Here is a 24,679-nt window from a genome sequence, read left to right on the forward strand (position 1 = left end):
AGGGCATTGGAGCTATCGACGAGAAGTTGTTTTGTAACTTCGTGGGAGAGAGCGAAATGACCGTAGGATATAGCTTGCGGAACTGGACAAATAAGAAGCAAGCTTTGTTCAATGAATGTTTATTATCTAGTTTTGAGGGAATAAAAACTTTAAAAAAAGTTAAATTATCTCTTGATAAATCTCGATAAATCAGTATAATAAGATTTGTCGCTAATAAAATAAGCCTGGTGATGATGGCGAAGAGGTCACACCCGTTCCCATACCGAACACGGAAGTTAAGCTCTTCAGCGCCGATGGTAGTTGGGGGTTTCCCCCTGTGAGAGTAGGACATTGCCAGACTTATTATTCCACAGTAGCTCAGTGGTAGAGCTATCGGCTGTTAACCGATCGGTCGCAGGTTCGAATCCTGCCTGTGGAGCCATTTGGAGAGTTGTCCGAGTGGTCGAAGGAGCACGATTGGAAATCGTGTAGGCGGTTAACACTGTCTCAAGGGTTCAAATCCCTTACTCTCCGCCACTTGGTTTATAAAATATGAAGCTATTTGAATGTCTATTGGCCCGTTGGTCAAGTGGTTAAGACACCGCCCTTTCACGGCGGTAACACGGGTTCGAATCCCGTACGGGTCACCACGGAGGATTAGCTCAGCTGGGAGAGCACTTGCCTTACAAGCAAGGGGTCGGCGGTTCGATCCCGTCATCCTCCACCATAAAGAACATCTTAAATTCCCATTATCGCGGGGTGGAGCACGATCGAATTCTCTTCCTTGAGGTAGCATCAGCGTACCGATTGATAAGCATTAAGAATAAGCTTGAAGAAATCGGGACGGAGGCGCAAACAATGCGCATAGAAAAACTAATTAAATTCTTATTATCGCGGGGTGGAGCAGTCTGGTAGCTCGTCGGGCTCATAACCCGAAGGTCGCAGGTTCAAATCCTGTCCCCGCAACCAAAGAAAAAATGTGGTCCCGTGGTGTAGCGGTTAACATGCCTGCCTGTCACGCAGGAGATCGCGGGTTCGATTCCCGTCGGGACCGCCAGTATTGAAAAAAATTGGCTCGGTAGCTCAGTCGGTAGAGCAAAGGACTGAAAATCCTTGTGTCGGCGGTTCGATTCCGTCCCGAGCCACCATTTGAAAGATATATGCTATACAATGGAATTAAGCCGGTGTAGCTCAACTGGTAGAGCAACTGACTTGTAATCAGTAGGTTGGGGGTTCAAGTCCTCTCGCCGGCACCATATAGTCTTTTCAATGAGTTGGAGGGGTAGCGAAGTGGCTAAACGCGGCGGACTGTAAATCCGCTCCCTGAGGGTTCGGCGGTTCGAATCCGTCCCCCTCCACCATTCATTATTATAGGGGCATAGTTTAACGGTAGAACAGAGGTCTCCAAAACCTCCAGTGTGGGTTCGATTCCTACTGCCCCTGCCATTTTTAATTTATGGCGGCTGTGGCGAAGTGGTTAACGCATCGGATTGTGGCTCCGACATTCGCGGGTTCGATTCCCGTTAGTCGCCCCATTTAAAATGAACATATTTCTAAATAGTGCATATAGTTTATAGTAGAAGGTTCTTTATTGGGCTATAGCCAAGCGGTAAGGCAACGGACTTTGACTCCGTCATGCGCTGGTTCGAATCCAGCTAGCCCAGCCATTTGCGGAAGTAGTTCAGTGGTAGAACACCACCTTGCCAAGGTGGGGGTCGCGGGTTCGAATCCCGTCTTCCGCTCCAATTTTGGCGGCATAGCCAAGTGGTAAGGCAGAGGTCTGCAAAACCTTTATCACCGGTTCAAATCCGGTTGCCGCCTTTTTCACCTAGTCGCCGGGGTGGTGGAATTGGCAGACACACAGGACTTAAAATCCTGCGGTAGGTGACTACCGTGCCGGTTCAAGTCCGGCCCTCGGCACCATTTATAGTAATTGTATTTGCCGGTGTGGCGGAATTGGCAGACGCGCACGACTCAAAATCGTGTTCCTTCGGGAGTGTCGGTTCGACCCCGACCACCGGTATTTAAAAAGAACTTTGAAACGTTGATATATCGAACATTCAGACGATGACTCATGCGGAGTACATCGTCTTTTTTATGTGTCACTCCGCACGATTTATGCACTAAAATTTGGAACTTACTGGAATACATAATTAAGTACTATATTAACGAATTAACCACGTATAAGCCCATAAATCCGATGAAAAATGTTAAACTCGTTGGTGATCTCAAAACCATTGTCGCTACGTTAAGCGTGAAACAATTAAATGAGTTATTCAATCAACCGGATTTAATAACGTTCACTGGCGTCAGAGATTATATGTTTATGCTGTTGTTAGATTTGTTTTCTGAGGAAGTAAAGGACAAGCATCGGAATTTTTCTCTGTTAAACAATTTGAAGAAGCGTTATTTTAAAATCGAAATTATTTGTAGAAAGAGGTATTAAGGTGAAGAGAAATTTACTTCCTGCATCTATTATGTTTTTAGGATTATGTATTGTTTTAAGTTCGTGGCTTATTTCGCAATCTTTAAAGTCAAATCAAGCGAATGAGTTACAAAATAAATATGATTTTAATAAGATTGCTGGTGACTTCTATATCATAATGGATAAACAGACAGGAGAGATTTGGCGTAAAATCGGCGGAGATGATTGGGAGAAACTAAATTCAATAAATGATATAGAGAATTAATTATAAGTCTAAACCGCCCAAGTTTTATTTTGGGGCGGTGTTTTTTTTACTATTTACATACTCCAAAAATTATCATAATCCACGCTGTAACCTTCCTTTTTAGCGCCTTAATAATTTTACTTGCCGTTTTCATATTCGGCTTGAAACCATCGTTTTACTAAGCCTTGTAATAGTCGGTCTTGAAGCGACAGTTAATTTCGCCATTTTAACATGTGTGATATCTTTTCGATCAAGCCATTTTCCGAATTTACTTCTTGGTTTATCCGAACACATAAAATTCCTCCTCATATCTTTTTTGCCATTCTCGTTTAAAAAGTTAGTTTTAAACAAGAACAAAATGAACATAATGGACAAGCACAACGAGGCGGATTAACTTACGATGAAATAGCCGAAATGGTAGGTATCGATGTTAGCTCGTTAAGACGTTGGCGTAATGATGACCTTTTAACGAAGAATTGAAGAAGCAAGTTATGCAAAATAGTGTCAAGCATTTGCCGGGTATTATGTGGGACGACGATAACGCTGCGATGTTTAGGACGTTTATGCAAAGTATGTGGTTACTGACGGAGAAAGTTGAGGTTGACTCGAAGGACGGTAACAAGATGTTGAGTGTGTCGGATATTAAAGAGAAGATCAAGCGGTTTAAGGGCGGTAAAGAAGAGGCTGAAAAGAGGTAACACTTATCGATAGAATATTAGACATAGAAATAAGAAGATAATAGGAACGATTTCAAGCGAATGAAAGTGTAGTTGTTTTGTTTTATACGTCCAAACACTGTTATAAATATCGGCATAATATACCGTATTAAACTGTGATAGCGGAGGTAGAACGATGAGTCAATATAATAAAGTGAGTACTTGTTGCGGGAGTAAAATCAAGGAAGGAAAAACGTGTGATTGTCCGTGTCAATTGCTCGCGGATGTTATAAGTTCTCAAAATGATGGTTTAAATAGTACGGATAATAATAGAGCAGAAGTATACAACGGTAGAGCAGTTGGAATACGTGGTAAGGCAGAGTTAAAAGATGGTATAACCAATCCTACTGGGATGGGTGAAGTAGTTATTAATTTTACTTCAAATGGTATTATACAGCCTATAACCCTAAAATTAAATGGTATTGGCAGCATCTCTAGTAAAATCTTTTCATTCCTAAATGTAACCAAAATAGAAGTGATAGTTATGAGTGGAGTGGACCTAAATGTACTTGTATCTACCGATGGAATGACAGAGCTATGTAGATAAGCCTGCAAGCCTAACCCTTTCGAATTAATTCGAAAGGTTAATCGTATGCAGTGTTTTAGTGTAGTAAAGCGTAGGTAGATCAAGCGGTTGAAGGGCGGTAAGGGTGATGACGAGTAAGACTATTGCTTATGGACTGCGTAGAGTCATTATTAATAAGTAGGGACTCGGAGGGATTACAATCGAAAATAAGCGTAGTTGTTTCATTTTATACGTCCAATCACGGTTATAAATATCGGCATAATATACCGTATTAATCTGTGGTTGTGGAGGAATAACAATGGGTCAATACAAGAAAGTAAGTACATGTTGCGGGAGTGCTACTGGTAAGGATAAAACGTGTGATTGTCCGTGTTTATTGATTGTAGATAATATTATTACTTCAAACATCAATATGAATGCTACAACTAATAGTACAGCTGAAGTATACAACGGTAGGCCAGTTGGATTGCAAGGTGAGGTGGTTTTAAACGAATCAGGAATAGCGGATATGGGTGAAGTAGTAATTAATTTTACTTCAAATGGTATTATACAGCCTATAACCCTAAAATTAAATGGTATTGGCAGCACCTCTAGTAAAATTTTTTCATTCCTAAATGTAACCAAAATAGACATAGTGGTGTTGAGTGGACAAAATTTAGAAGTAGGTGTAACTTGTGATGGAATGACAGAACCATGTAAAAGAGGAGCTATAGGGTACGGAAGTGCAGTTGAAAAAGTAACGCAATGCGATTGTCCTTGTCAGCTACTTGCAGATGATATAGGTACCACAAATACTGGCTTAAATAGTGTGACTAATAATCTGGTGGAAGTATACAACAGCAGACCTGTAGGATTTCACGGTGAGGTTGTTTTAAGAGAAGATCAAACAGACCTAGTCGGTGTAGCAGAGGTACTTATTAATTTTACTTCAAATGGTATTATACAGCCTATAACTCTAAATTTAAACGAGGTTGACACTAACGATCACAAAATGTTTTCATTTTTAAATGTAACTAAAATAGACATAATGGTTTTGAGTGGGGAAAATTTAGCTGTAGATATAGATATTGATGGAATAACAGAACCGTGTAGTTAGGTCTGCAAGCCGAATTCGGCGCGAGGTACCTCGAACACTTTCGCATCAAAACGATAGATTAATCGCATGCAAGATTTAAGCATAGTAAAGCGTAAGCAACGCGCTAGAAAGCGCATGATACCAACGATGTATAAAATAACGTATATTCGATAAATTTATACGTCATATCAACGTTTGTGAATGCGTGTTGGTTCCGATAGTAATTATTATATAAACTAGATTTGCATGAAGGATACACTGTTATTCATAAAACGGAGCGTTGTCGCAAAGGGTAAACGGTTGACCCCCAAGCGCCCCGATCAGAACCAGCTTATCTGACGGAGAAACTATACGGATATTAAAAATCACTTTGACTTTAACTCGCATACATTGTAAGAAACGAATTAAGGAGGTCGGTACAGAATGGTACTGGCTTATGTCGTGAATGCTAGTCCCTCTAATGTTTCCGTTATTGATACGAAAATACACTCAGTAATAGCTACCGTTTTGGTGGGGCAGGGGCCTGATAATATTGCGATTTCACCTAACGGGAAACTGGCTTATGTTACTTTCAGTAGATCTGTAGAAACTGGTGTGTCAGTTATTGATACTAAAACACATTCAGTTATTGCAACTATTCAAGTAGGAGGTTCGCCTGAAGGAATCGCTTTTACACCTGATGGAAAGCTTGCCTATATAGTAAATGGTGTTAGTGAAAATGTATCGGTGATTGACACAAAAACTCATTCTGTCATTGCAACAGTCCCGGTAGGCAGCAGTCCGGAAGCTATAGCCATAACACCAGATGGGAAACTAGTTTACGTGAATAATCGTGATGATGTTGGTGATGTTTCTATTTTATCGGTTATAGACATCAAGACTCATAGTGTAATAGCGACAATCACTGTTAGTAATGATCCTAGAGCAATTTCTTTTACACCCGACGGGAAATTAGCTTATGCAGTAAATCAAGATGATGCAAATGTATCAGTCATCGATACAAAAACTCACTCTGTTATTGCAACTATTGGAGTGGAAGAAAACCCGATTGATATAAAGTTTACTCCGGATGGGAAACTCGCATATGTTGTAAATGAAGGCGACGATTCCGTAACTGTAATTGACGTGAAAACGCACAATGTTGTCGCTACGATTCCAATAGCTAATACGGGAGACAGTCCAAGTAATATCGCGATATCACCTGATGGAAAACTCGCTTATGTAGATACTAGAGACGGAAATACAGTTACGGCTATTGATGTAAAATCACAATCCAAAATTGCTACAGTTCAAATAGATGATAACCTCCGTTTCGTAGAGTTCACTCCGGACGGAAAATTTGCTTATGTTGGTAATGAAGGTGATGCAACGGTAGGTGTCATTGATGTAAAAACGCATTCAATAATCGCAACTGTCCCAGTTGGCTCTAATCCAGTTGCTATCGCTTTCACGCAGCATTAATATAACCTGCTTATTCTAAAATGATGCTCGCCATCAATTGGCGGGCTTTTTCGCGTGTATTAAAACAAAATGGAGGACGATCTTATGACGTGGGAAAAAGGTGAATGGCTCGATTATCATGAGCGACAACACAAAATTGAAGAAATAAACGACATTATCACGTTAATTGACGCTGAATATACCTCAGCCGAAGAAAGCAACAACGCGTTCGCATCTTACGAAACCAATCGCGAAGAAATGGATGAAGGTGCCGACGTGCTTTGGGCGGACGTTCACCCATTGTACAAGCTGATGAAATGAAAGTGGGACAACGGGTCTAATGAGTTTAACACCTAATATCGAAACAACCCAATCGACTAGGAATCAATGATATTTGTGCCGAGCACCTTTACGTATTGGACGGATACCACATCGAGTTTAGATTATAACTCAAAGCAATTCCTTATTACGATGAGTGTTGACTTTGCGGTGGGTAAAAAAAAGGCGACTACACGGCGATAGGTGTTGTTGCGAAGGATAAAACAACGAACCCGTATTACGTCATTGATTCGTGGGGCGAACGTGTTAAGCCCAACACATTTATGAAAAAAATCAGCCTCACTACATAGCAGCCCAGGAACAAATGGGGTAAGAACTCTTCGTCGATAAGCTGAAAGAGGCGCTAAGAAATGCGAATTACCGGGTACACTCACGAGTCCATAAAATTTAGCAAGTCAGCGTAAAGAGCTTCGAGTCGAGGTGATGTTGCCGAATAATTGAAAGCGGAGGCATAAAGTTTTCAAACAAATCATGTCTTATTACTCGAACAGTTCGAACGATACGGAGCGGGTGAGCAAGACGACTCAATTGAGGCAGTTGAGCAGGCGATTTCAATATCGAAGAAAGTAAGAGCTCGAGTAATGGGAAAGCCTGCGTGGTTGTTCTTATTCGTTATTTTTCTGTTTTTCTAATAACCTATCAGTCTTAGCTGATAATTTATAAAGATTCTCACTTATTTCGTTAAGCAGATATATACCTCTAAATAAACAACCGATAATGATACCAAAAGCGATAATTGCAGAAAAAATCGTGCCAGTAAAAAAGATGAAAAGATAGCTTAATATTGTAGTTAAAATTATTATAAATACCAAATACACATTAAAACCCCCTTACAGTCTATTAATTATATTACTTAAAGAAAGGAGGCGGCGCAATGTTCGAAATAGGTAAGCAGTTTCCACCAGCAGGCGACGTTGAACGCTTAGCAAATTATAAGCGAGGTAAATCTTTCTTTGACGGCAAGCAACACGAAGTCTATCAACGTGCTTCTGACCTTTCTTATCGCAAATGGAAAAGTTAGGTATCGTAGTGAACATCATCGATATACTTTGCACGAAGCCAGCCGATTTATTAATCGGCGAGCCACCGAAGTTTGAATTCGGGAAGGATAGCGAAAGTGTTGCCCAAAAAGCAATAAATCGCATAGTTGAGGAAAATGATATAACTCGGCAACTACATGAACTCACTGTCGGAAATGAGTATCGTGGAGATGCGTGGAATAAAACGTATTGCAATGTGAGCAAAGATTTATCAGCGATTTCCGACGATTTGGTGAAACAGGAACTCAGCCCCAAGCCAATTATTGAAACGGTACCGCCATGTTATATTTTCCCTGAGTTAGCAAACGGTTCGGAAAAGAAATTCAAGACGGTTAACATTGCGTGGGTTGAATATATTTGAGTCTAAGCGCGAGGAAGTGCCGTAATTGAACGTAGAAAAGCATGTGAGAGATGCCCGAACAAGGAAAATTGGAAAGAGAAGCAGAGCGTGAGTATTATCCCGTTAAAAAGCCGATGGTTGATGAATATATGTTAACAGAATGGGAAGAACGAATTTACCTAGCGATGGAATTTAATTACACGGTTTCATTTAAGACGTGGGATGACGGCGTTATTTCGATAGTAGTTATTTCATCGATGATAAGGCGAGGCAGTACGTTGCTGATACTCATACGGGATTTAAGTGTGTGAAATTTAGCGAGGTAGTTGGCGCTGAAGTAGACGTGTATGCGGAGTGAGATTGGGCTCTTTTATAGAGCGTTTTTTCTATGGATATAAATGGTCAAAAAAAAAGTAAAATTTTTTAAAATAAACTATTGCATAATTCGACATATCCTGTTAAGATTATATTCGTCCCAGTTAATGAGTCGTAAGCAATGAACATTCAACGATTGACTCATCGTAGTCACAACGGGATTTTAAACGATATTTGACCTTCATAGATTCAAAATCGTGTTCCTTCGGGAGTGTCGGTTCAGGACCGACCACATGTATTACAATTTCATATGCGGGTGTAGTTTAGTGGTAAAACCTCAGCCTTCCAAGCTGATGTCGTGAGTTCGATTCTCATCACCCGCTCCATACATACTAATCACAACGCAGTGTTTCGTTCAAAGAAAACGAAGCATTGCGTTTTTATTTTACAATAAGTTAGTATGGTGGTATTAGATTTGTTTACTATGTACGAACTGTTTTTAAACATAAAGGAAATTATATATACAACAATGGGGAAGGGGGGGTATTAATGAATATCCAAGCTTTAAAGGATGAAATAGTAAATTATGCACATTCCATTGGAATAGACAAAATTGGTTTTGCTAGCACCAACGTGTTTTCTCAATTAAAAGAACGATTACACGAACAACAAATGCTTGGATACCAATCGGGATTTGAAGAGAGTGACATTGAAAAAAGGACGAACCCAAGATTATTATTACCAGAAGCAAAATCAATAATATCCATTGCGCTAGCGTACCCTTCAAAAATGAGACATGCACCTCGAAGTACGAAAGATGAACGTAGAGGAATTTTTTGTAGAGCTTCATGGGGTAAAGATTATCACCATATTTTAAGGGAGCGTTTGTTAAAGTTAGAAAGCTTTATCAAAGAAAGGGTACCTAATGTAGAGTGTAAGTCTATGGTAGATACAGGAGAACTATCTGACCGCGCAGTAGCTGAGCGAGCAGGAATTGGCTGGAGTGGGAAGAACTGTGCAATTATTACACCAGAGTTTGGATCATTTGTTTATCTAGGTGAGTTAATAACAAACATTCCATTTGAACCCGATCAACCAATAGAAGAACGTTGTGGATCTTGTAATAAGTGCGTAGAAGCATGCCCGACTGGAGCATTAGTTCAAGGTGGCCAGCTGGATTCATCAAAATGTATTGCTTTCTTAACCCAAACAAAGGGATTTTTAGATGGTGAGTATCGCATGAAGATTGGTAATCGTCTATATGGATGTGATACATGTCAAATGGTTTGCCCTGAAAATAAAGGAAAGGACTCTCACTTTCATTTAGAAATGGAACCAGACCCAGAAATAGCAAAGCCACTATTAAAGCCCTTATTACAAATAAGTAACAGAGAGTTTAAAGAAAAATTTGGCCATGTATCTGGATCTTGGAGAGGGAAAAAACCAATTCAAAGAAATGCCATCATCGCGTTAGCACATTTTAAGGATGAATCTGCAATTCCGGATTTATTAAAGTTAGTTACTGATGATCCCCGTCCTGTAATACGTGGGACTGCCGTATGGGCATTAGGAATAATCGCTAAACATGATATTTTGTCACAGCTTAATAAAACTAAAGAACAAGAGAATGATCCAGATGTTTTAAATGAATACGAAAAATTATTTTATTCTCATTCATAATGAATGCAGTCTTCTACTTTTTTGTTATCTGGCTAATAATTTATGCTTCACCACATATGGTAGTAATGAAGGCTTATAGGTGGTGATTATTTGAAACAGAGCATTCATTTATTAGTGAAAGATAGGATTGACTGCTATGTAAATAGAAACAGCACGAAATTCAATGTTCTTAGTGAAAAAGAACAACAAGCACTCAATAGAAAACACGATCTTTGTAATAAGAGATCAGTAGAAGTGTTAAAATGCAATGTTAAAGGGAAAATACTTGGAAAAAAACAAATTGCAGGCAGTACGAGTATTAATTATGTCTTACACTATAGAAGTTTGATGAAACAGGGAGATTTTTTTTACATTGAAGAAATTTGTGAACATAGAATTGCTTCCTTTCTGTTAAATGAACTTATTAATGATTGTGAAGATAATAATTTTGTAAGTAAGCAAGAACATGTACCTTTGGATAGAAATCAATCTGATGTAACGAGAAAAACATTTCAATATGATCGGCTAGAAGCTGTTCGATATGCTGAAACTTGGTGGAACAGTTATAATGTAAAGTATAAAAAATTTGAAGTAGATTGTACAAATTTTGTATCACAATGTTTGCATGCAGGTGGAGCTCCTCTAGTTGGATATCCTAATCGTTCAAATGGGTGGTGGATGGCAGGGAATAGTTGGAGCTATAGTTGGTCTGTAGCACATTCATTAAGATGGTATTTATCAGGTTCAAATGCAGGTTTACGTGCAGTTGAAGTTGAATCTGCAAAGGCTTTATCACAAGGAGATATTATATGCTACGATTTTGAGGGTGATGGAAAATTCGATCATACGACGATAGTAGTTGCAAAAGACAAAGAAAGTTATCCTTTGGTTAATGCACATACGGAGAATAGTAGAATGAGATACTGGTCATATGAGGACTCTACTGCTTATACCCCTAATATAAAATATAAATTTTTTCATATTGTTGGAGACAGCTGATTTTTTAAAATTTTGGTATAATAATATAGAATTTTATGTTTGAGGTGAGATAATTTTGGGAATACATGTTGTACTATATCAACCAGAAATACCAGCTAATACAGGAAATATTGCTCGCACATGTGCTGCAACTGATACGACATTACATTTAATCCGCCCATTAGGGTTTTCAACTGATGACAAGATGCTTCGTCGGGCAGGACTAGACTATTGGCAATTCGTAAATATTCATTATTACGACTCATTACAAGAAATTTTTGATAAGCATGAAAATGGACATTTTTATTTTATTACGAAATTCGGTAAAAAGGCACATACAGACTTTGACTATAGTGGTCAAGATACTGATCATTTTTTCGTGTTTGGTCGTGAAACGAATGGTTTACCAGATGAAATAATTAAAAACAATATGGACTATTGTTTACGTTTACCTATGAATGATAATGTACGTTCATTAAACTTATCAAATACAGCAGCAATTCTTGTGTATGAAGCATTACGTCAACAAGAATATCCAGGCTTGTCGTAACAAACAAAAAATGACCTTCACAGTTATGTTGTGGAGGTCATTTTTTAATTGGCTGATTTTATGAACATAGACTTTGGTACGTATACATATAACATTCGAACGTATCTTTTCATAAATACCTAGCTGTGTCAGTTAACTTACGAAAAGAGCCTTTTAATTAAACTTGAAAGGTATTGTAATATGTCCTTTCAAAAAAATTAATTTTTAGCACCTGGTTTATCATCATACCCCGATGTAAATATTGCTGATAAAAAAGCAACCATGACAAGTAAAATTAGAACTAAACGCATTAGTATATCCTCCTTCAGTACTATAAATGTGCCTATAAACTTACGATATTTTTATTATAACTTATCAGACAAGATGTGTGAATGAAAAGTATGATTAATCAGTCCAATTTATAAAATGCTTTATAAAGGACTTCTTACTGATATATTAGCCTAATTCTCGTTTATTAATCATGCTATAGGTTATCCTCGCATACAGTATATTAATCATGGTACATGAAATTTTGAGGAGGTCCTTTATGGATATTTTAAAGAAAATTGAAACGTACAGAGAGGAAGAACAGCGGCTTAAATGGGAAGGTACCTTCGCGGATTATTTAGATATTTTAAAAGAAAAACCATATGTAGCACAATCTGCTCACTCTAGAGTGTACAATATGATTAAAGATGCAGGAATAGAAGATGTAAATGGAAGTAAACATTATAGATTTTTTAGTCATAAACTATTCGGTTTAGAAGAAGCATTGGAGAGACTAGTAGAAGAATATTTTCATCCTTCAGCAAAACGTCTAGATGTCCGTAAACGTATATTATTATTAATGGGTCCTGTAAGTGGAGGTAAATCAACACTAGTGACCATTTTGAAGAGAGGCCTTGAAGCATATTCTCATACTGACCGAGGAGCAATATATGCAATTAAAGGGTGCCCGATGCATGAAGACCCGCTACACCTGATTCCGCATCATCTTAGGGAAGATTTTTTTGATGAATATGGAATTAGAGTTGAAGGAAACTTATCACCCCTTAATATGATGAGATTGGAAGAAGAATACGGTGGACAAATTGAAAATGTATTGGTGGAACGAATATTCTTTTCTGAAGATAAGCGTACTGGTATTGGAACATTTAGTCCTTCTGATCCGAAATCACAAGATATAGCTGATTTAACTGGAAGTATTGATTTTTCGACAATAGCTGAATTTGGCTCAGAATCAGACCCTCGGGCATATAGGTTTGATGGAGAGTTAAATAAAGCAAACAGAGGAATGATGGAATTTCAAGAAATGCTGAAGTGTGATGAGAAATTTTTATGGCATTTATTATCTCTTACACAAGAAGGAAACTTCAAGGCTGGTCGTTTTGCACTAATAAGTGCAGATGAATTAATTGTTGCACATACGAACGAAACTGAGTATAGGTCATTTATTTCTAATAAGAAAAATGAAGCCTTACATTCTCGTATAATTGTTATGCCTGTACCATACAATTTAAAGGTTTCTGAGGAAGAGCATATTTATACAAAAATGATTAGAGAGAGCGATGTTGCTAACGTTCATATTGCACCGCATACTTTACGTGTAGCTGCAATGTTTACAATCTTAACAAGGCTTAAGGAACCGAAAAAAAATGATATTGATTTAGTTAAAAAAATGCGGTTGTATGATGGAGAATCAGTGGAAGGCTTTAACCCAATTGATGTGGAAGAATTGAAGAAAGAGTATCCAGATGAAGGAATGAGTGGGATTGATCCGAGGTATGTAATCAATCGAATATCATCAACAATTATTAGAAAAGAAGTGCCAGCTATTAATGCATTGGATGTTCTTAGGTCCTTAAAAGAAGGTTTAGATCAGCATCCATCGATATCAAGCGAAGAGCGTGAGAAGTTTTTAAATTATATCTCTATTGCTCGCAAAGAATATGACGAAATAGCGAAAAAAGAAGTACAAAAAGCCTTTGTTTATTCATATGAGGAATCAGCTAAGACGTTGATGGATAATTATTTAGATAATGTTGAAGCGTATTGTAATAAAAATAAACTTCGTGACCCATTAACGGGTGAAGAAATGAACCCAGATGAAAAGCTAATGCGTTCAATCGAAGAGCAAATTGGTATTTCGGAAAATGCAAAAAAAGCTTTCAGGGAAGAAATTCTCATTCGAATTTCTGCGTATGCTCGCAAAGGGAAAAGATTTGAATATAATTCTCATGAACGTTTACGTGAAGCTATTCAGAAAAAATTATTTGCAGACTTAAAAGATGTAGTCAAAATAACAACATCAACGAAAACACCAGATGAACAACAATTAAAGAAGATTAACGAAGTTGTTGCAAGGTTAGTTGATGAACATGGCTATAATTCTACATCAGCAAATGAATTACTGCGTTATGTTGGTAGCTTGTTAAATAGATAAATGACTTAAATAAAACGTAAAATTCATTAATGAATTTTACGTTTTATTATGAATAATAAAGCCAGCGTTAAGGTGGACAATATTAAAGTAGCTATTAATGTAAATTTTATTCCAATTGTAAACACAAAGAGGAAAATATGAAGAAAAATAAAATATAAGACTCAACAAGATGTATAAGACATACGCAATTAAAATATGGCATAGTGAGAGGAACTTTAAGATATGTAGACCTAAGTACAGTTTCATCAGGGAGATGACGCACTGTACTTAGGGTGTATGAAATCAGAAAAAGTTTTGACATAAATTTTACACATGTTTTTAGGAAGGTGGCTTACCAATCCATCTTCTTATTTTAATTATAGTAAATGATAAGTTGATATGTACATGTAAGATTGGTGGATGTAAACACAATCATTTCCTTATAAAGTATATTTACCTAATACTATCCCGGAGACATTTATTTAACCTGGTCAAAAGTATTAATTCTGAATTACTACTTGTTAACCCATGGTTCTGAATGATTTAACTTCACCACTGACCCCGAACTGCTATATAATGAACTTCTTTATGCCAAAGTTAAGGTGATAGCAGGTTTACTAACGATAGTCTGAAAGAATTTATTTTCTAAACAAAATTAATGAAAAACGTAATCAACGATTAACCCCATAGTAGAAACTATATGGTTAGATAACAGTTAATTATGAATGGTATAAGTACTTCATTGAAAATGACATAGCAGTATGGTAATAACATCTTAACCGTAGTGGCTACTTGTATAAAGCTAGATTTCGTGGGGCTAGCCCCCGACTCAATAAATTAGATGAAATTGATTGTATTTAAGGTTATATGAACGAGTTCATATCTGTATTTTATCGTCTGTGTTATATTTGAAGTAATTGTAATAGATTCATAACTGGATGTTTTGCGGCGGATTTTGCTACTGGATAAATATTGGATAATCATCTAAAAAGGTGAGAGGGAGTTTACCCTACCACTCTCTATTTTGAAAATGGAATGATCTGCTATATATACTTACGAATGAAACCTTGCTAATAATTGTACACTTGCTTTGATAATTTCTTACCTGTTTGAAGCAGAAACTTAACCCTTTCTAAGCACCAGTCTATTGTTAACATAGAACTTTTTCCATAGGAGTTTAGGTCTGCAATTATTGTAGAATCTATGATGCATACAGGAACATAGTCACTTTTATTAACGAGTTCCTTTATTATTGATTTGTTAGAAGTAGCTACGTAATGGAATTCTTTTTTGTGTTCTAAAAGCCAATGATCTTGAGTTGTGTCACAAACTAAAATAGCACGTACAACACCCTCGATAAATTCTATTTCTTCAACTAACTGTCTTATCTTTACCCCTTCTTTCTTGTATCTACACACAACAATGGAAAATTATACATAACTAATAGGTATTTAGTCTTGTATTTAATTAAAATGTCATAAAATGTTCAAAAATTAATAAGTATAAGTTTTTAAATAGCTTGATTATTAGTCCAATATAAAGAAAATTTGATAAATAATTCTATAAATAACAAAAATAAAAAATTGAAAATATTATCATGAAATTAAACTGTTGTACTTTTTCGTGTTGTTAAAATGATTTAGCTCTTACAGCATCTGGCGGTGGGTTAAAAACAACTGTGGAATTCTTGTGTATAAAGGAGAGGTTCTCATTAAAAAGCTAGCTCTATTAACATGGTCGATACTTTATATTATTGTTTTGTCAAATAAGCATGAAGTATTCGCCTAAGTCAATGATGTAGATAGGATTATCCAACAGATAGAATCTGAAATAGAGTTCAACATGTAAGAACATCCTATCCCTGGGATGTCGTTTGCTCTAGTAGATAAAAATGGCATTATTTATTCTAAAGGTTTTGGGTTTTTGGACGTTACTAAACAGAGTGAATTTGTAGATGAAAATACAAACTTTGTTCTAGGTTCCCTTTCTAAAGTATTTGTTCCAGTAGCAATTTTACAACTAGAAGAGCAGGGATTTTTAAGCATTGATGACCCTGTAGTTAAATATCTTCCGTGGTTTACAACAAAAGATCCAGATATTTCCGAACAGATACTTATTAAATATTTATTTAATCATTCAAGTGGACTACCAAGTAGGCTTAATGTTCATGAAATTACCAGTTTAGCTAAAGAGCATATTATAGATGAAATCAATGATAAGTTACAAGATATTATTCTAGTTTCAATACCAGGTCAGACCTATGAATACAGATTTGTTGTAAATAATTTTAGAGGAAGCTTTGGGTAAGACATTCACTCAATATATGGATAGTAATATCTTCAAACCACTTAACATGGATCGAACAGGCTATTATACTTTTGAAAATAAGAACCTTCTTAATATAGCGAGGGGCATCATTATCATTGGGGGTATAAAGAGAAATTAACTTATGCTACATCTAGCTCTGGTGCATTATCATAAAACGCTTCTGATTTAGCCAATTACATGATATTTCTATTAAATGGAGGTAATACTCAAACAGGTCCATTAGTTAGTTCAACAAGTATTGCTGAACTGTTTAAAGCAAATAGATTTGGGTTCGGCTATAATTAGGAAGTGTTTCCACATAATATATATAAAGATAGTGGTACACCTGGATTCAGCTCAAATATGATTCTTTCCTCCGACATGTCGTATGGGCTAATATTCTTAGCAAATTCAAATCAAAATGTAACTTTCCATAGTGGTTTAAATCTTTATAGAATAGTAAGTGGGGGAACTGTAACACCATTATTAATTGAGGATTTTCCAAAGATAAAAGCTTATGACAAACTAATGATTTATATCATATCTTTCTTTGTTGTTCTTTTTATCTCAATAACAGGATCAACTATCTATCATGTATTAAAAGGTAAGCAAAAGATATCTTATATGAGGCCAAATGATCAAAAACTATTTTTAAAGATTGTTATCATACTGATGTATTTTGGAGTAATGTATTATATCCACATTTATCTTCCTTTTTCCATTGGGGTCCCAAAGTTATATGACTTTACAAAAGAACCTGAATTCGTGTTAGAATTGTATATATTCACATTAGTTTATACATTATTCTCATTGCTATTATGCTTGAAATTCCTTTTCATTAATAAGGTTGATAATACATATGTAGCCACCATGGATTAAATCTCCCGTATTATCGAATTACCGTCCAAAAATAAAAAAACTTTAAGATTTGAGTGTTTAGACCCGAATCTTAAAGTTTTTTACATGATTATTAAATTTCATCTTTTTATTTACGCAGACAAACTTTGATCATGCGCAAGCTTTTTTGTACCAAATAAAAATGTACTTAATGTAAGCACTGAGAAAATCACGAAGTAAATGAATAAAACTGAAGTGTTTGACCACATGAAGCCAGTATCATTAAGTGAAATAATAGACTTAAATCCAGCATTTGTATATGTTAATGGGAGGAATTCACTCAAATTTCGTAAATTCTCTGGTAACATATCAATAGGTAGGTTAGCGCCAGTTATTGATAACTGAAGAACGATAAATACAAACGCTAAGAAACGTCCAACATTTCCAGCAAGAGATACAAGGAAGAAGATAATGGTCATGAATGTTAAACTAACGAAGATAGTAAATAGTATGAATAAGACAACGTTTGCTACATGAAGCTGTAAGAATAGTATCGTAACGATGGAAACTAATAATCCCTGGACTACTGAAAATAATATCAACGTCATAAATTTACTAGCAAACAAGCTTATGGCTGATGTTGGTAGCTCTGCCTCAGATGGCTTTTTAAAGTCTATGATGAAAGACATCATTAAGATACCTACAAAAAGCGCAAGAGATATGATATATGGAGCAGTCGAATCACGATAGTATTCGAAACCGCTTACTTTCTCTTCAACAAGTTGCACAGGTGATGAAAACATTGCAATATTTTTATCCGAAGCATTGATGCTAGTAGTTTGTTGAGCACCTTCTTCAAGCCCAAATGCTAGCTCCTTGCTGCCCTCTTCAATTTGGCCAGCACCCGCATCTAGTTGTAATACACCGTTTGATAAATCTTCCCAACCTGATTGTACGCTTTGATTACCTTCATTAAGTAGTTGCATATTACTGTTAATGATAGTTGTACCTTCTGTTAGTGTTTTCCATCCAGTATTAACATCATTGTTGCCTATCCTAATCATTGAAGCGCCACTATGAATAGAAGATAAGTTATTTATTATTGAGTTCCAAGATGAACTTACAATAGCTGTTCCATCGGCAATTTGTTTAGCTCCTGCATCTAAATCTAAAACACCATTATTTACAGCTTCTTGACCAATGATTAACTCACCAAGCCCTGCCTCTAATTGTTTTACACTTGGTGCAGCTTCGTCTAGTCCTTGAGCAACTTGATCAGCTCCAGGCTTCAGCTTAGTTTGGGTGTCATTCATCAATTGATTAACGCCTGCTGATATTCCGTTACTTAGTGCTAGTATATTTGTGAAGTTTTCATCAGAATTTAGATTATGAGTGGCATTGTAAGCTTCTAGGAGAGTAAGTAGAGTTTGCAGGTTTCCTGCTAAATCAATAGTTCCTGCAATAATACCATCGATACCATTAGCGACTTCTTGACTTCCAGGTGCAAGTAGTTCCATACCACTATTTAAGCTCACACTTCCATTATAAGCATCATTTAACCCTTGGAGGATTTGTGGAGTATAATCTGCAAGCTCTTGACTACCATTTGCTAATATTTCTCCACCCTCAGCTAATACATCGATCTGCGCAGAGCCCTGTTTAATTGTAGTTAGTAATAATCCTATCGCGTCTTCAAGGTCCTTTGATCCACTAGCTAATTCATCAATACTTCCCTGCTTTGAAATTAATGATGTTAACAATTGCTGTGTACCGGCTTCAAGCTCTTGTGAACCAGCAGCTAATTGATTAATTTCTGGAGCTTTTTGTTGTAAAGAAGATAGCATTGACCCTGTTCCTTCACGTAATTCCATTGAACCAGAATATAATTGATCTGAGCCTTCTGCAGCAGATTCAAAACCACTTGAAATTTCACCAAGCTGCGCAAAAAGATTTTGTGTATAAATCTCAGTTATTTTATTCCCGAGTTGCTCCCGAATTTTTTCTGTAGCTCCACTTGTTACTTGAGCAGCTGTAAAGTTCAAGCCTTCATTTTGGTAATAAAGGAGTTCAGGTACCTTAGGGCTCTCAGTTAGAACTGTTGTAATTTTTTGAGAGAAATCTTCAGGAATTTCAATTACCATGTAATAATCTTGATTTGTTAGCCCTTTATGAGCTAATTCTTCATCAACAAAGTGAAAGCCCAGTGTCATGCTTTGCTTCATATCAGCGACTAATTCTTCACCAACATTAATAGGTTCATCACCTGACATGGCACCTTTGTCCTTATTGACGACAGCAACAGGTAAATTTGACATATAATCATATGGTCCCCATGTAGATGAAAGTAGGATGGCTACGTAAACAATAGGAATGAGAAGTACAAGGATGACAGATAATAACATCCCCTTTTTACTAGTTAACTTTCCAAGGTCAGTTACCAGTAATTTAAATGCATTCATTTAATCCCCCCTAAATATAAATGTATATATAAAAAAGAAACTGAATGATTATTATTAACTGAATATTCAATTAGTTTCTGTTGATTCATATATTCTTTAGCTAAACTCATTAATCCTGCTAAATTATACAAGTTTAAACATTTTTTCTTCTCTTTTTACATTCAATAATTATAAGTATGCAAGCTATATCAACGTTCTTCTCTTATTTCCTTCAAACAAGATTTGCAGGACTTGTCTAATTTTAATAGATATGTACCTATTTAGCTGAAATATTTGTCAATAATTCATCCTTACTGCATATGATAGAGTAACCAACCTTTCTAATGAGAAAAAAAGCACTATGATACGTTATGCAGGCAATGCGAATTTTGTGAATGGATTTTTCAGATTGTTAAAAAATTAAATAGGGGGATTAACAAATGTCAGTAAAAAATGTGCGATCGTTTGTGGTTTCACGTGAAGATTGGTCCCTCCATCGTAAAGGACATGATGACCAGCAAAGGCATCAAGAAAAAGTACAAGAAGCAATTCGTAACAATTTGCCAGATTTAATAACAGAAGAAAGTATTGTCATGTCAAATGGACGGGAAGTAATAAAAATCCCAATTCGTTCATTAGATGAATATAAAATTCGATACAATTATGATAAGAATAAGCATACTGGTCAAGGAGATGGAGAGAGTAAAATTGGTGATGTAATTGCACGTGATGGTACACCTTCCAAAAAAGGTGCAGGTAAAGGACAGGGTGCTGGTGATCAGCCGGGAGAGGATTATTACGAAGCAGAAGTTTCTTTAATGGAATTAGAGCAAGCGCTATTTAAAGAGTTAGAGCTTCCTAACTTAAAGCAAAAAGATCAAGATGAAATTGTTATTGATAAAATAGAATTTAATGATATAAGACGGACTGGTCTAACTGGAAACATTGATAAAAGAAGAACGATGCTTTCCGCCTATAAAAGAAATGCAATGCAAGGTAATCCAAGTTTTCATCCTATATATCGAGAAGATATAAAATATAAAACATGGAATGAAGTTATAAAACATGAGTCAAAAGCGGTTGTCATTGCAATGATGGATACGAGTGGAAGTATGGGAATTTGGGAAAAGTATATGGCTCGTAGCTTTTTCTTCTGGATGACACGTTTCTTGAGGACTAAATATGAAACAGTTGAATTAGTATTCATTGCCCATCATACAGAAGCAAAAGTTGTTTCTGAAGAGGATTTCTTTTCTAAAGGAGAGAGTGGAGGAACAATCTGTTCTTCAGTTTATCGTAAAGCACTTGAAGTAATTGATAATAAATATAATCCTGCTCTATACAACATTTATCCATTTCATTTTTCAGATGGAGATAATCTTACTTCCGATAACGCTAGATGTGTTAAGCATGTGAAAGAGCTTATGGAGATATCAAATATTTTCGGGTATGGTGAAGTGAATCAGTATAACTATCCAACCTATACCCATAAAAAGTTGTTGATATATCAACAACTTTTTATGTTTTAAGGTATAGCTTAACATCAAATTGATCTTTTGTAGTCCACTCTGGTTTCCGTAAATAGGTAACCTTTTCTAGAACTTTCTTTAATAATTGATTTTTAGCTTCGATGTCATTAGTGTGATGATAACCCTCTAAAACTTTCTTTATCGTAGGCACATATTCAATCTTGTTTTTTTTCATCAATTTTTCATCTATTATTTCTTTCTCAATCAAATTAATTTCTTCTTCAATTTTCTTTACTCTATCAACTAAATTATGTTGACGTTCCATAAAAGTATCAATGTCATAAATTCCACGTTCTAAAAGATCATGGAGGTTACTCTTTTGTACTTTTAGCTCATCTAACATTTTCTTCTTTTTTTCTATAGCATTTTGTTTAAAAGGAATATCTGATATCTCTTCATTTCTGTTTTGGTTATAATCATCATTAATAGCAAATTGTTCAATATACTCTTTTAATCCATTTAAAATTTTATCCTCAACCAGATGTAAAGAAGCTCCTTTTTGTTTCCCTTTGCATTGAGGCTGGACACAACGAATTTGGTGACTTGGTCTATCTTTTCTTGGGACATACCACATTGTATACCCACATATTTCACATTGTAATAAACCAGCAAGCGGATTAGCTAACTTTTTTGTAGGTTCTGTATTAGGCCGCCAACGATTTGAATAAGCTTCATTCGCCTTTTCGAAAAGCTCTTTAGTTACTATGGGCTCGTGAGCATTCTCTTTAATTATCCAACGATTTCTAGGTAGTTTCTTTTTGTAGTATTTCCCATTTCTCTTAACATGTTTTATTTTACCCCAAATAATGTGTCCAATGTAAACTTCGTTCTTTATCATAGAAGAAATTGTAGAAGGAGCCCAAGTATCTCTAAATGGGGGAGCCACACCGAGCTTGTCTAGTTCTTGAGCAACAGCATTCCTTCCTTTACCTTCTGTCATCATCTCAAATATTTTTTTTACAACCCATGCATTCTCTGGATCAGGGTACAACTTTAAATTTTCATCTCTCAAGTACCCAAAAGGAGGTCTTTTAGAAATTGATTTGCCAGCTAAAGCTTTGTCACGTCTACCTCCTTGTAATCGTCTTGTAATTGCTTTTAGCTCTTCACGAGATATTAATGATTTGATCCCAAATGTAAGTTCCCAGGACTCATCCTCTGGATCATAGGTGTTTGAGGGCGTAATAATTTTTGTATTTGAATATCGAAAGGCCCTATCCAGAATTCCTTGATCTAACATATCCCCACGACCAAGACGGTCTATATCCATTACTAAAACAGCTTCAACAAGTCCCGATTCGACTTCACGTAACATTTCTTGCATTTTAGGTCGTTGAGCTACTGATTCACCAGATATAATTTCTTCATATATTTCTACAATGTTGTGATTTTCATTTTTTGCTAATTTTAAGAGATTGTTTCTATGACGGCTCAATGTATCATATGAAGAACCATCTTCTGCTGCATTTTTTTCTTCCTCAATGTCTTTACGGCTTTTGCGTAAGTAAATAAAAACATCTAAATTATTAAGACGATTCAAATATATCACCTCTAACCAGTATATTAATTCACTCTACCCAAAAGAATAAACTACAACTCTCTTTTTGTCTAATAGTTGTTTGCACATTCTGTAAGTAATAATGTATGTATTGATTTGTCGGAATTTGTAGAATGATAGTTTTTTAAGAACCTATGTTTTTGATATGTAATTGAACTAGAGGATAGGAAGAAGTATAAGGAAAATTTTACTTTTTATAATTCTGTAAATATCATGTTGAAATAGTAATATTTTGTATGATAGTCTATGAGTATATACTGATTTATCAAAAAAATTAAAAGAGTGGGAACTACCTTTTTTAACTTGGCGGTCAAAAGGTAGCCCCGTGTGTATCCTACTAGGACTAGGATACAGCTAATATACTAGCAGAAAATGGTCGTTTTTTCCATCTTTCTTTTTCGCTGTATAAAGAGCTGATCCGTTCGTAGGGGTTGGCTCTTTATATTTTAGGAGGGGGAAAATTGACTTCGGCGGTTGCAGTAGAAACATTCGGCTTTAGGTTTAAAGAAGTACTAGATGAACTAGAGCTAAATCAGAACGATGTTGCAAAAAAAGCAGGTATTGGAGAAAGTCTTTTTTCGAAAGTGTTAAAACACGGTCGAGAAAGCGATTTTGATAAAATACTAGAAACTGTAAAGTATGTGGCAACTATTGATGAATCTCTAAACACCCAAGAATTAATGTTATTATATATAAAAGACTTAGAAAACTACGACAATGTTAAAGTAGCCATGGAATATTGTGATACACATAATTATTTGGATCAATTACAAAAACTTTGCAATTTTTGTTACGGAAAAAATAACGAGAAGAACAGATTGAAGGAATGGGCTGATTTTTACTCACTAAGTATCCAGCGGAAACTTGGTAAAATAACAATGGAAGCGTGGAATGTCAGAATTATAGAGCTTAAACCATATTGGGTTGAAATGCAGATTTATCGTTTGCTATCAATTCATGGTTATAACAACTATAAGAGACGATGGACTGAAATCACAAAAGATATGGCGAAATTAAAAGAACTAATAGAAAGTGTGAAAAACCCTTATATGCGATTTTCATTAGGGGCTAGATTAGATCAGTACAGGCAAGTTATATATGTTCGTGCAGGAGAATTTGATAGAGCTGAAGAAATATCTAAAGGAACAATTAAGAAGTCGCCCGGAAAACATTTCAATGCTCTTGCCTTCGTCACGTTAGCAGACAGAAACATTCAAGATAAAAATAAAATTGATAAAGTAATAGATTATTTTGAAAAAGCAATAGAAATCTATAGAGAAGTGGATGATTCAAAGTCAATCCACATTGTAGAATACAAAATGCATTTCGCTAAACTTATTCATGGCATTGATGTACAAATGGAAGAATTACATTATGAGCCAAATATTGCTTTTAAGCATATATTAGATGGCAATGCAGATAAGGGTCTTATTATAATAGACCGTTTAGAAAGAGAATATGGTAGACGCCCTTTGTATGATTATATAAGAGGAAGAGCTACTAGAGATAAAAATGATTTTTGGGATTCATTATGTGGTTTCATAGACGAAAATGACCGTTTGTATGGATTTTTTCCGATGATAGAACTTCTACGATTAGGTTCAGAGGAAGGCGTTGATGAAGATGTTGTTAAAAGAGTATATAAAATTAACAAGCAGAAAGCAGGTGAATTGGATGTTTAAAAAAGGATTAACAGCCGTAGCGATTATGGGTATGTTGTTATTATCTGCAAATGCGACCAATGTTATTGTAGAAGATGAAAAAGCAATTGTAGTTGTAAAAACAGACACTATTATGGTGAAATCAAGTGATGATAATGTGCCGACAGTTAAAACTGCAGCTGCAAAAACAGATACTATCACTAAATCAAGTGATGATAACGTCCCAACAGTTTAACAAAACTTCATAATAATCAACTGATAATTGAGAGACGTAGCCTTTTAAGAGGTTGCGTCTTTCGTGATTTTACGGAAACTTTCCAAT

General features: G+C 35.9%; 25 protein-coding genes, 17 tRNA genes and 1 rRNA gene. 38 read left to right on the forward strand and 5 right to left on the reverse strand.

The features are described from left to right. From ACSVDA_RS21130 to ACSVDA_RS21230, 21 genes are all read left to right on the forward strand, one after another. Positions 1 to 188: hypothetical protein (locus ACSVDA_RS21130; protein WP_485885872.1), on the forward strand; the 188-nt coding region annotated here is incomplete at its 5' end. A gap of 35 nt (positions 189 to 223) precedes the next feature. After that, positions 224 to 339: ribosomal RNA gene (gene rrf, locus ACSVDA_RS21135) — 5S ribosomal RNA — on the forward strand. A gap of 7 nt (positions 340 to 346) precedes the next feature. Continuing rightward, a tRNA-Asn gene (locus tag ACSVDA_RS21140) sits at positions 347 to 421 on the forward strand. A 3-nt stretch (positions 422 to 424) separates the two neighbouring features. Beyond that, positions 425 to 516: transfer RNA gene (locus tag ACSVDA_RS21145), tRNA-Ser, on the forward strand. 38 nt (positions 517 to 554) lie between these two features. After that, positions 555 to 629 (forward strand) — tRNA-Glu (locus tag ACSVDA_RS21150). A 1-nt stretch (position 630) separates the two neighbouring features. Continuing rightward, positions 631 to 706 (forward strand) — tRNA-Val (locus ACSVDA_RS21155). 32 nt (positions 707 to 738) lie between these two features. Then, a complete protein-coding gene (locus ACSVDA_RS21160; RefSeq protein ID WP_485885874.1) occupies positions 739 to 894 on the forward strand; it encodes a hypothetical protein in 156 nt (51 codons plus the stop codon). Then, positions 872 to 948: transfer RNA gene (locus ACSVDA_RS21165), tRNA-Met, on the forward strand. The genes ACSVDA_RS21160 and ACSVDA_RS21165 overlap by 23 nt, the downstream gene beginning before the upstream one ends. 12 nt (positions 949 to 960) lie before the next feature. Continuing rightward, positions 961 to 1,036: transfer RNA gene (locus tag ACSVDA_RS21170), tRNA-Asp, on the forward strand. Between the two features lie 15 nt (positions 1,037 to 1,051). Continuing rightward, a tRNA-Phe gene (locus ACSVDA_RS21175) sits at positions 1,052 to 1,127 on the forward strand. 32 nt (positions 1,128 to 1,159) lie between these two features. Beyond that, a tRNA-Thr gene (locus tag ACSVDA_RS21180) sits at positions 1,160 to 1,235 on the forward strand. Positions 1,236 to 1,255: 20 nt separating this feature from the next. Then, a tRNA-Tyr gene (locus tag ACSVDA_RS21185) sits at positions 1,256 to 1,340 on the forward strand. An 11-nt stretch (positions 1,341 to 1,351) separates the two neighbouring features. Then, positions 1,352 to 1,425: transfer RNA gene (locus ACSVDA_RS21190), tRNA-Trp, on the forward strand. 13 nt (positions 1,426 to 1,438) lie between these two features. Beyond that, positions 1,439 to 1,514: transfer RNA gene (locus ACSVDA_RS21195), tRNA-His, on the forward strand. A gap of 57 nt (positions 1,515 to 1,571) precedes the next feature. Next, positions 1,572 to 1,646: transfer RNA gene (locus tag ACSVDA_RS21200), tRNA-Gln, on the forward strand. 3 nt (positions 1,647 to 1,649) lie between these two features. Continuing rightward, a tRNA-Gly gene (locus ACSVDA_RS21205) sits at positions 1,650 to 1,724 on the forward strand. A 5-nt stretch (positions 1,725 to 1,729) separates the two neighbouring features. Continuing rightward, positions 1,730 to 1,800: transfer RNA gene (locus ACSVDA_RS21210), tRNA-Cys, on the forward strand. 13 nt (positions 1,801 to 1,813) lie between these two features. Then, positions 1,814 to 1,902: transfer RNA gene (locus ACSVDA_RS21215), tRNA-Leu, on the forward strand. A gap of 18 nt (positions 1,903 to 1,920) precedes the next feature. Then, positions 1,921 to 2,002, forward strand: a tRNA-Leu gene (locus ACSVDA_RS21220). 177 nt (positions 2,003 to 2,179) lie between these two features. Then, on the forward strand, positions 2,180 to 2,425 hold the full coding sequence (locus tag ACSVDA_RS21225; RefSeq protein ID WP_485885876.1) for a hypothetical protein: 246 nt from the start codon (positions 2,180 to 2,182) through the stop codon (positions 2,423 to 2,425). 1 nt (position 2,426) lies between these two features. Beyond that, complete coding sequence (locus tag ACSVDA_RS21230; RefSeq protein ID WP_485885878.1) at positions 2,427 to 2,669, forward strand: hypothetical protein; 243 nt, start codon at positions 2,427 to 2,429, stop codon at positions 2,667 to 2,669. Positions 2,670 to 2,798: 129 nt separating this feature from the next. Here the strand turns inward: ACSVDA_RS21230 and ACSVDA_RS21235 are convergent, their stop codons facing one another. Then, the gene (locus tag ACSVDA_RS21235) at positions 2,799 to 2,942 is read right to left on the reverse strand and encodes a hypothetical protein (protein ID WP_485885880.1); all 144 of its coding nucleotides are present in this window, start codon (positions 2,940 to 2,942) and stop codon (positions 2,799 to 2,801) included. A 278-nt stretch (positions 2,943 to 3,220) separates the two neighbouring features. Here ACSVDA_RS21235 and ACSVDA_RS21240 point away from each other — a divergent pair, with 278 nt between their 5' ends. From ACSVDA_RS21240 to ACSVDA_RS21260, 5 genes are all read left to right on the forward strand, one after another. Next, positions 3,221 to 3,346 carry a hypothetical protein gene (locus ACSVDA_RS21240; RefSeq protein ID WP_485885882.1) on the forward strand — a complete coding sequence of 42 codons (126 nt, stop codon included), beginning with the start codon at positions 3,221 to 3,223 and terminating at the stop codon, positions 3,344 to 3,346. A 154-nt stretch (positions 3,347 to 3,500) separates the two neighbouring features. Then, positions 3,501 to 3,911, forward strand: a complete 411-nt coding sequence (locus ACSVDA_RS21245) for a hypothetical protein (protein WP_485885884.1) — start codon at positions 3,501 to 3,503, stop codon at positions 3,909 to 3,911. A gap of 277 nt (positions 3,912 to 4,188) precedes the next feature. Beyond that, positions 4,189 to 4,986: a hypothetical protein gene (locus ACSVDA_RS21250; RefSeq protein ID WP_485885886.1), complete on the forward strand. Its 798-nt coding sequence runs from the start codon at positions 4,189 to 4,191 to the stop codon at positions 4,984 to 4,986. A gap of 402 nt (positions 4,987 to 5,388) precedes the next feature. Continuing rightward, on the forward strand, positions 5,389 to 6,426 hold the full coding sequence (locus ACSVDA_RS21255) for a beta-propeller fold lactonase family protein (RefSeq protein ID WP_485885888.1): 1,038 nt from the start codon (positions 5,389 to 5,391) through the stop codon (positions 6,424 to 6,426). Between the two features lie 84 nt (positions 6,427 to 6,510). Continuing rightward, complete coding sequence (locus tag ACSVDA_RS21260; RefSeq protein ID WP_485885890.1) at positions 6,511 to 6,726, forward strand: hypothetical protein; 216 nt, start codon at positions 6,511 to 6,513, stop codon at positions 6,724 to 6,726. Positions 6,727 to 7,349: 623 nt separating this feature from the next. Here ACSVDA_RS21260 and ACSVDA_RS21265 read toward each other — a convergent pair. Next, positions 7,350 to 7,562 carry a hypothetical protein gene (locus ACSVDA_RS21265; RefSeq protein WP_485885892.1) on the reverse strand — a complete coding sequence of 71 codons (213 nt, stop codon included), beginning with the start codon at positions 7,560 to 7,562 and terminating at the stop codon, positions 7,350 to 7,352. Between the two features lie 56 nt (positions 7,563 to 7,618). Between ACSVDA_RS21265 and ACSVDA_RS21270 the strand changes: the two genes are divergently transcribed. The 8 genes from ACSVDA_RS21270 (at position 7,619) to ACSVDA_RS21305 (ending at position 14,048) form a co-directional block, all read left to right on the forward strand. Further along, a complete protein-coding gene (locus ACSVDA_RS21270) occupies positions 7,619 to 7,765 on the forward strand; it encodes a hypothetical protein (RefSeq protein WP_485885894.1) in 147 nt (48 codons plus the stop codon). After that, a complete protein-coding gene (locus ACSVDA_RS21275; protein WP_485885896.1) occupies positions 7,753 to 8,145 on the forward strand; it encodes a hypothetical protein in 393 nt (130 codons plus the stop codon). Before ACSVDA_RS21270 ends, ACSVDA_RS21275 begins: the two co-directional genes overlap by 13 nt. A 50-nt stretch (positions 8,146 to 8,195) precedes the next feature. Further along, the gene (locus ACSVDA_RS21280; protein WP_485885898.1) at positions 8,196 to 8,435 is read left to right on the forward strand and encodes a YolD-like family protein; all 240 of its coding nucleotides are present in this window, start codon (positions 8,196 to 8,198) and stop codon (positions 8,433 to 8,435) included. A gap of 316 nt (positions 8,436 to 8,751) precedes the next feature. After that, positions 8,752 to 8,825: transfer RNA gene (locus ACSVDA_RS21285), tRNA-Gly, on the forward strand. Positions 8,826 to 8,988: 163 nt separating this feature from the next. Then, the gene (gene queG, locus ACSVDA_RS21290) at positions 8,989 to 10,119 is read left to right on the forward strand and encodes a tRNA epoxyqueuosine(34) reductase QueG (RefSeq protein WP_485885900.1); all 1,131 of its coding nucleotides are present in this window, start codon (positions 8,989 to 8,991) and stop codon (positions 10,117 to 10,119) included. A 90-nt stretch (positions 10,120 to 10,209) separates the two neighbouring features. Beyond that, positions 10,210 to 11,097 (forward strand): amidase domain-containing protein, encoded by an 888-nt coding sequence (locus tag ACSVDA_RS21295; protein ID WP_485885902.1) that lies wholly within the window; start codon positions 10,210 to 10,212, stop codon positions 11,095 to 11,097. A 55-nt stretch (positions 11,098 to 11,152) separates the two neighbouring features. Next, the gene (gene trmL / locus ACSVDA_RS21300; RefSeq protein WP_320211542.1) at positions 11,153 to 11,626 is read left to right on the forward strand and encodes a tRNA (uridine(34)/cytosine(34)/5-carboxymethylaminomethyluridine(34)-2'-O)-methyltransferase TrmL; all 474 of its coding nucleotides are present in this window, start codon (positions 11,153 to 11,155) and stop codon (positions 11,624 to 11,626) included. 526 nt (positions 11,627 to 12,152) lie between these two features. Then, positions 12,153 to 14,048, forward strand: a complete 1,896-nt coding sequence (locus ACSVDA_RS21305; protein WP_320211541.1) for a PrkA family serine protein kinase — start codon at positions 12,153 to 12,155, stop codon at positions 14,046 to 14,048. A gap of 1,049 nt (positions 14,049 to 15,097) precedes the next feature. Here the strand turns inward: ACSVDA_RS21305 and ACSVDA_RS21310 are convergent. Next, a complete protein-coding gene (locus ACSVDA_RS21310) occupies positions 15,098 to 15,445 on the reverse strand; it encodes a hypothetical protein (RefSeq protein ID WP_485885905.1) in 348 nt (115 codons plus the stop codon). Positions 15,446 to 15,893: 448 nt separating this feature from the next. On the opposite strand from ACSVDA_RS21310, the gene ACSVDA_RS21315 reads away from it, so the two are divergent. Continuing rightward, entirely contained in the window at positions 15,894 to 16,334 is a 441-nt protein-coding gene (locus tag ACSVDA_RS21315) for a serine hydrolase domain-containing protein (RefSeq protein WP_485885907.1), read from the forward strand. Between the two features lie 989 nt (positions 16,335 to 17,323). On the opposite strand, the gene ACSVDA_RS21320 is transcribed toward ACSVDA_RS21315, so the two are convergent. Beyond that, positions 17,324 to 19,630, reverse strand: coding sequence for a YhgE/Pip family protein (locus tag ACSVDA_RS21320; protein ID WP_485885909.1), 2,307 nt, complete (start codon positions 19,628 to 19,630; stop codon positions 17,324 to 17,326). A gap of 419 nt (positions 19,631 to 20,049) precedes the next feature. Here ACSVDA_RS21320 and yhbH point away from each other — a divergent pair, with 419 nt between their 5' ends. After that, entirely contained in the window at positions 20,050 to 21,138 is a 1,089-nt protein-coding gene (gene yhbH / locus ACSVDA_RS21325; RefSeq protein WP_485885911.1) for a sporulation protein YhbH, read from the forward strand. On the opposite strand, the gene ACSVDA_RS21330 is transcribed toward yhbH, so the two are convergent. After that, entirely contained in the window at positions 21,128 to 22,678 is a 1,551-nt protein-coding gene (locus ACSVDA_RS21330) for a recombinase family protein (RefSeq protein WP_485885913.1), read from the reverse strand. The genes yhbH and ACSVDA_RS21330 overlap by 11 nt on opposite strands. A gap of 479 nt (positions 22,679 to 23,157) precedes the next feature. Between ACSVDA_RS21330 and ACSVDA_RS21335 the strand changes: the two genes are divergently transcribed. Both ACSVDA_RS21335 and ACSVDA_RS21340 read left to right on the forward strand, forming a co-directional pair. Beyond that, positions 23,158 to 24,378, forward strand: coding sequence for an AimR family lysis-lysogeny pheromone receptor (locus ACSVDA_RS21335; RefSeq protein ID WP_485885915.1), 1,221 nt, complete (start codon positions 23,158 to 23,160; stop codon positions 24,376 to 24,378). Further along, positions 24,371 to 24,592 carry a hypothetical protein gene (locus tag ACSVDA_RS21340; RefSeq protein ID WP_485885917.1) on the forward strand — a complete coding sequence of 74 codons (222 nt, stop codon included), beginning with the start codon at positions 24,371 to 24,373 and terminating at the stop codon, positions 24,590 to 24,592. The genes ACSVDA_RS21335 and ACSVDA_RS21340 overlap by 8 nt, the downstream gene beginning before the upstream one ends. Positions 24,593 to 24,679 lie beyond the last annotated feature (87 nt).

Source organism: Cytobacillus sp. Hm23, assembly GCF_051842895.1.
Lineage (GTDB): Bacteria > Bacillota > Bacilli > Bacillales > SM2101 > Nanhaiella.

Bases quoted from the DNA above. Each gene is read 5' to 3' on its own strand.
- ACSVDA_RS21225 (WP_485885876.1), top strand. From the start codon at position 2,180: ATGAAAAATGTTAAACTCGTTGGTGATCTCAAAACCATTGTCGCTACG.
- ACSVDA_RS21235 (WP_485885880.1), bottom strand. From the start codon at position 2,942: ATGTGTTCGGATAAACCAAGAAGTAAATTCGGAAAATGGCTTGATCGA.
- ACSVDA_RS21240 (WP_485885882.1), top strand. From the start codon at position 3,221: ATGTGGTTACTGACGGAGAAAGTTGAGGTTGACTCGAAGGACGGTAAC.
- ACSVDA_RS21245 (WP_485885884.1), top strand. From the start codon at position 3,501: ATGAGTCAATATAATAAAGTGAGTACTTGTTGCGGGAGTAAAATCAAG.
- ACSVDA_RS21250 (WP_485885886.1), top strand. From the start codon at position 4,189: ATGGGTCAATACAAGAAAGTAAGTACATGTTGCGGGAGTGCTACTGGT.
- ACSVDA_RS21255 (WP_485885888.1), top strand. From the start codon at position 5,389: ATGGTACTGGCTTATGTCGTGAATGCTAGTCCCTCTAATGTTTCCGTT.
- ACSVDA_RS21260 (WP_485885890.1), top strand. From the start codon at position 6,511: ATGACGTGGGAAAAAGGTGAATGGCTCGATTATCATGAGCGACAACAC.
- ACSVDA_RS21270 (WP_485885894.1), top strand. From the start codon at position 7,619: ATGTTCGAAATAGGTAAGCAGTTTCCACCAGCAGGCGACGTTGAACGC.
- ACSVDA_RS21275 (WP_485885896.1), top strand. From the start codon at position 7,753: ATGGAAAAGTTAGGTATCGTAGTGAACATCATCGATATACTTTGCACG.
- ACSVDA_RS21280 (WP_485885898.1), top strand. From the start codon at position 8,196: ATGCCCGAACAAGGAAAATTGGAAAGAGAAGCAGAGCGTGAGTATTAT.
- queG (WP_485885900.1), top strand. From the start codon at position 8,989: ATGAATATCCAAGCTTTAAAGGATGAAATAGTAAATTATGCACATTCC.
- ACSVDA_RS21305 (WP_320211541.1), top strand. From the start codon at position 12,153: ATGGATATTTTAAAGAAAATTGAAACGTACAGAGAGGAAGAACAGCGG.
- ACSVDA_RS21315 (WP_485885907.1), top strand. From the start codon at position 15,894: ATGTCGTTTGCTCTAGTAGATAAAAATGGCATTATTTATTCTAAAGGT.
- ACSVDA_RS21320 (WP_485885909.1), bottom strand. From the start codon at position 19,630: ATGAATGCATTTAAATTACTGGTAACTGACCTTGGAAAGTTAACTAGT.
- yhbH (WP_485885911.1), top strand. From the start codon at position 20,050: ATGTCAGTAAAAAATGTGCGATCGTTTGTGGTTTCACGTGAAGATTGG.
- ACSVDA_RS21340 (WP_485885917.1), top strand. From the start codon at position 24,371: ATGTTTAAAAAAGGATTAACAGCCGTAGCGATTATGGGTATGTTGTTA.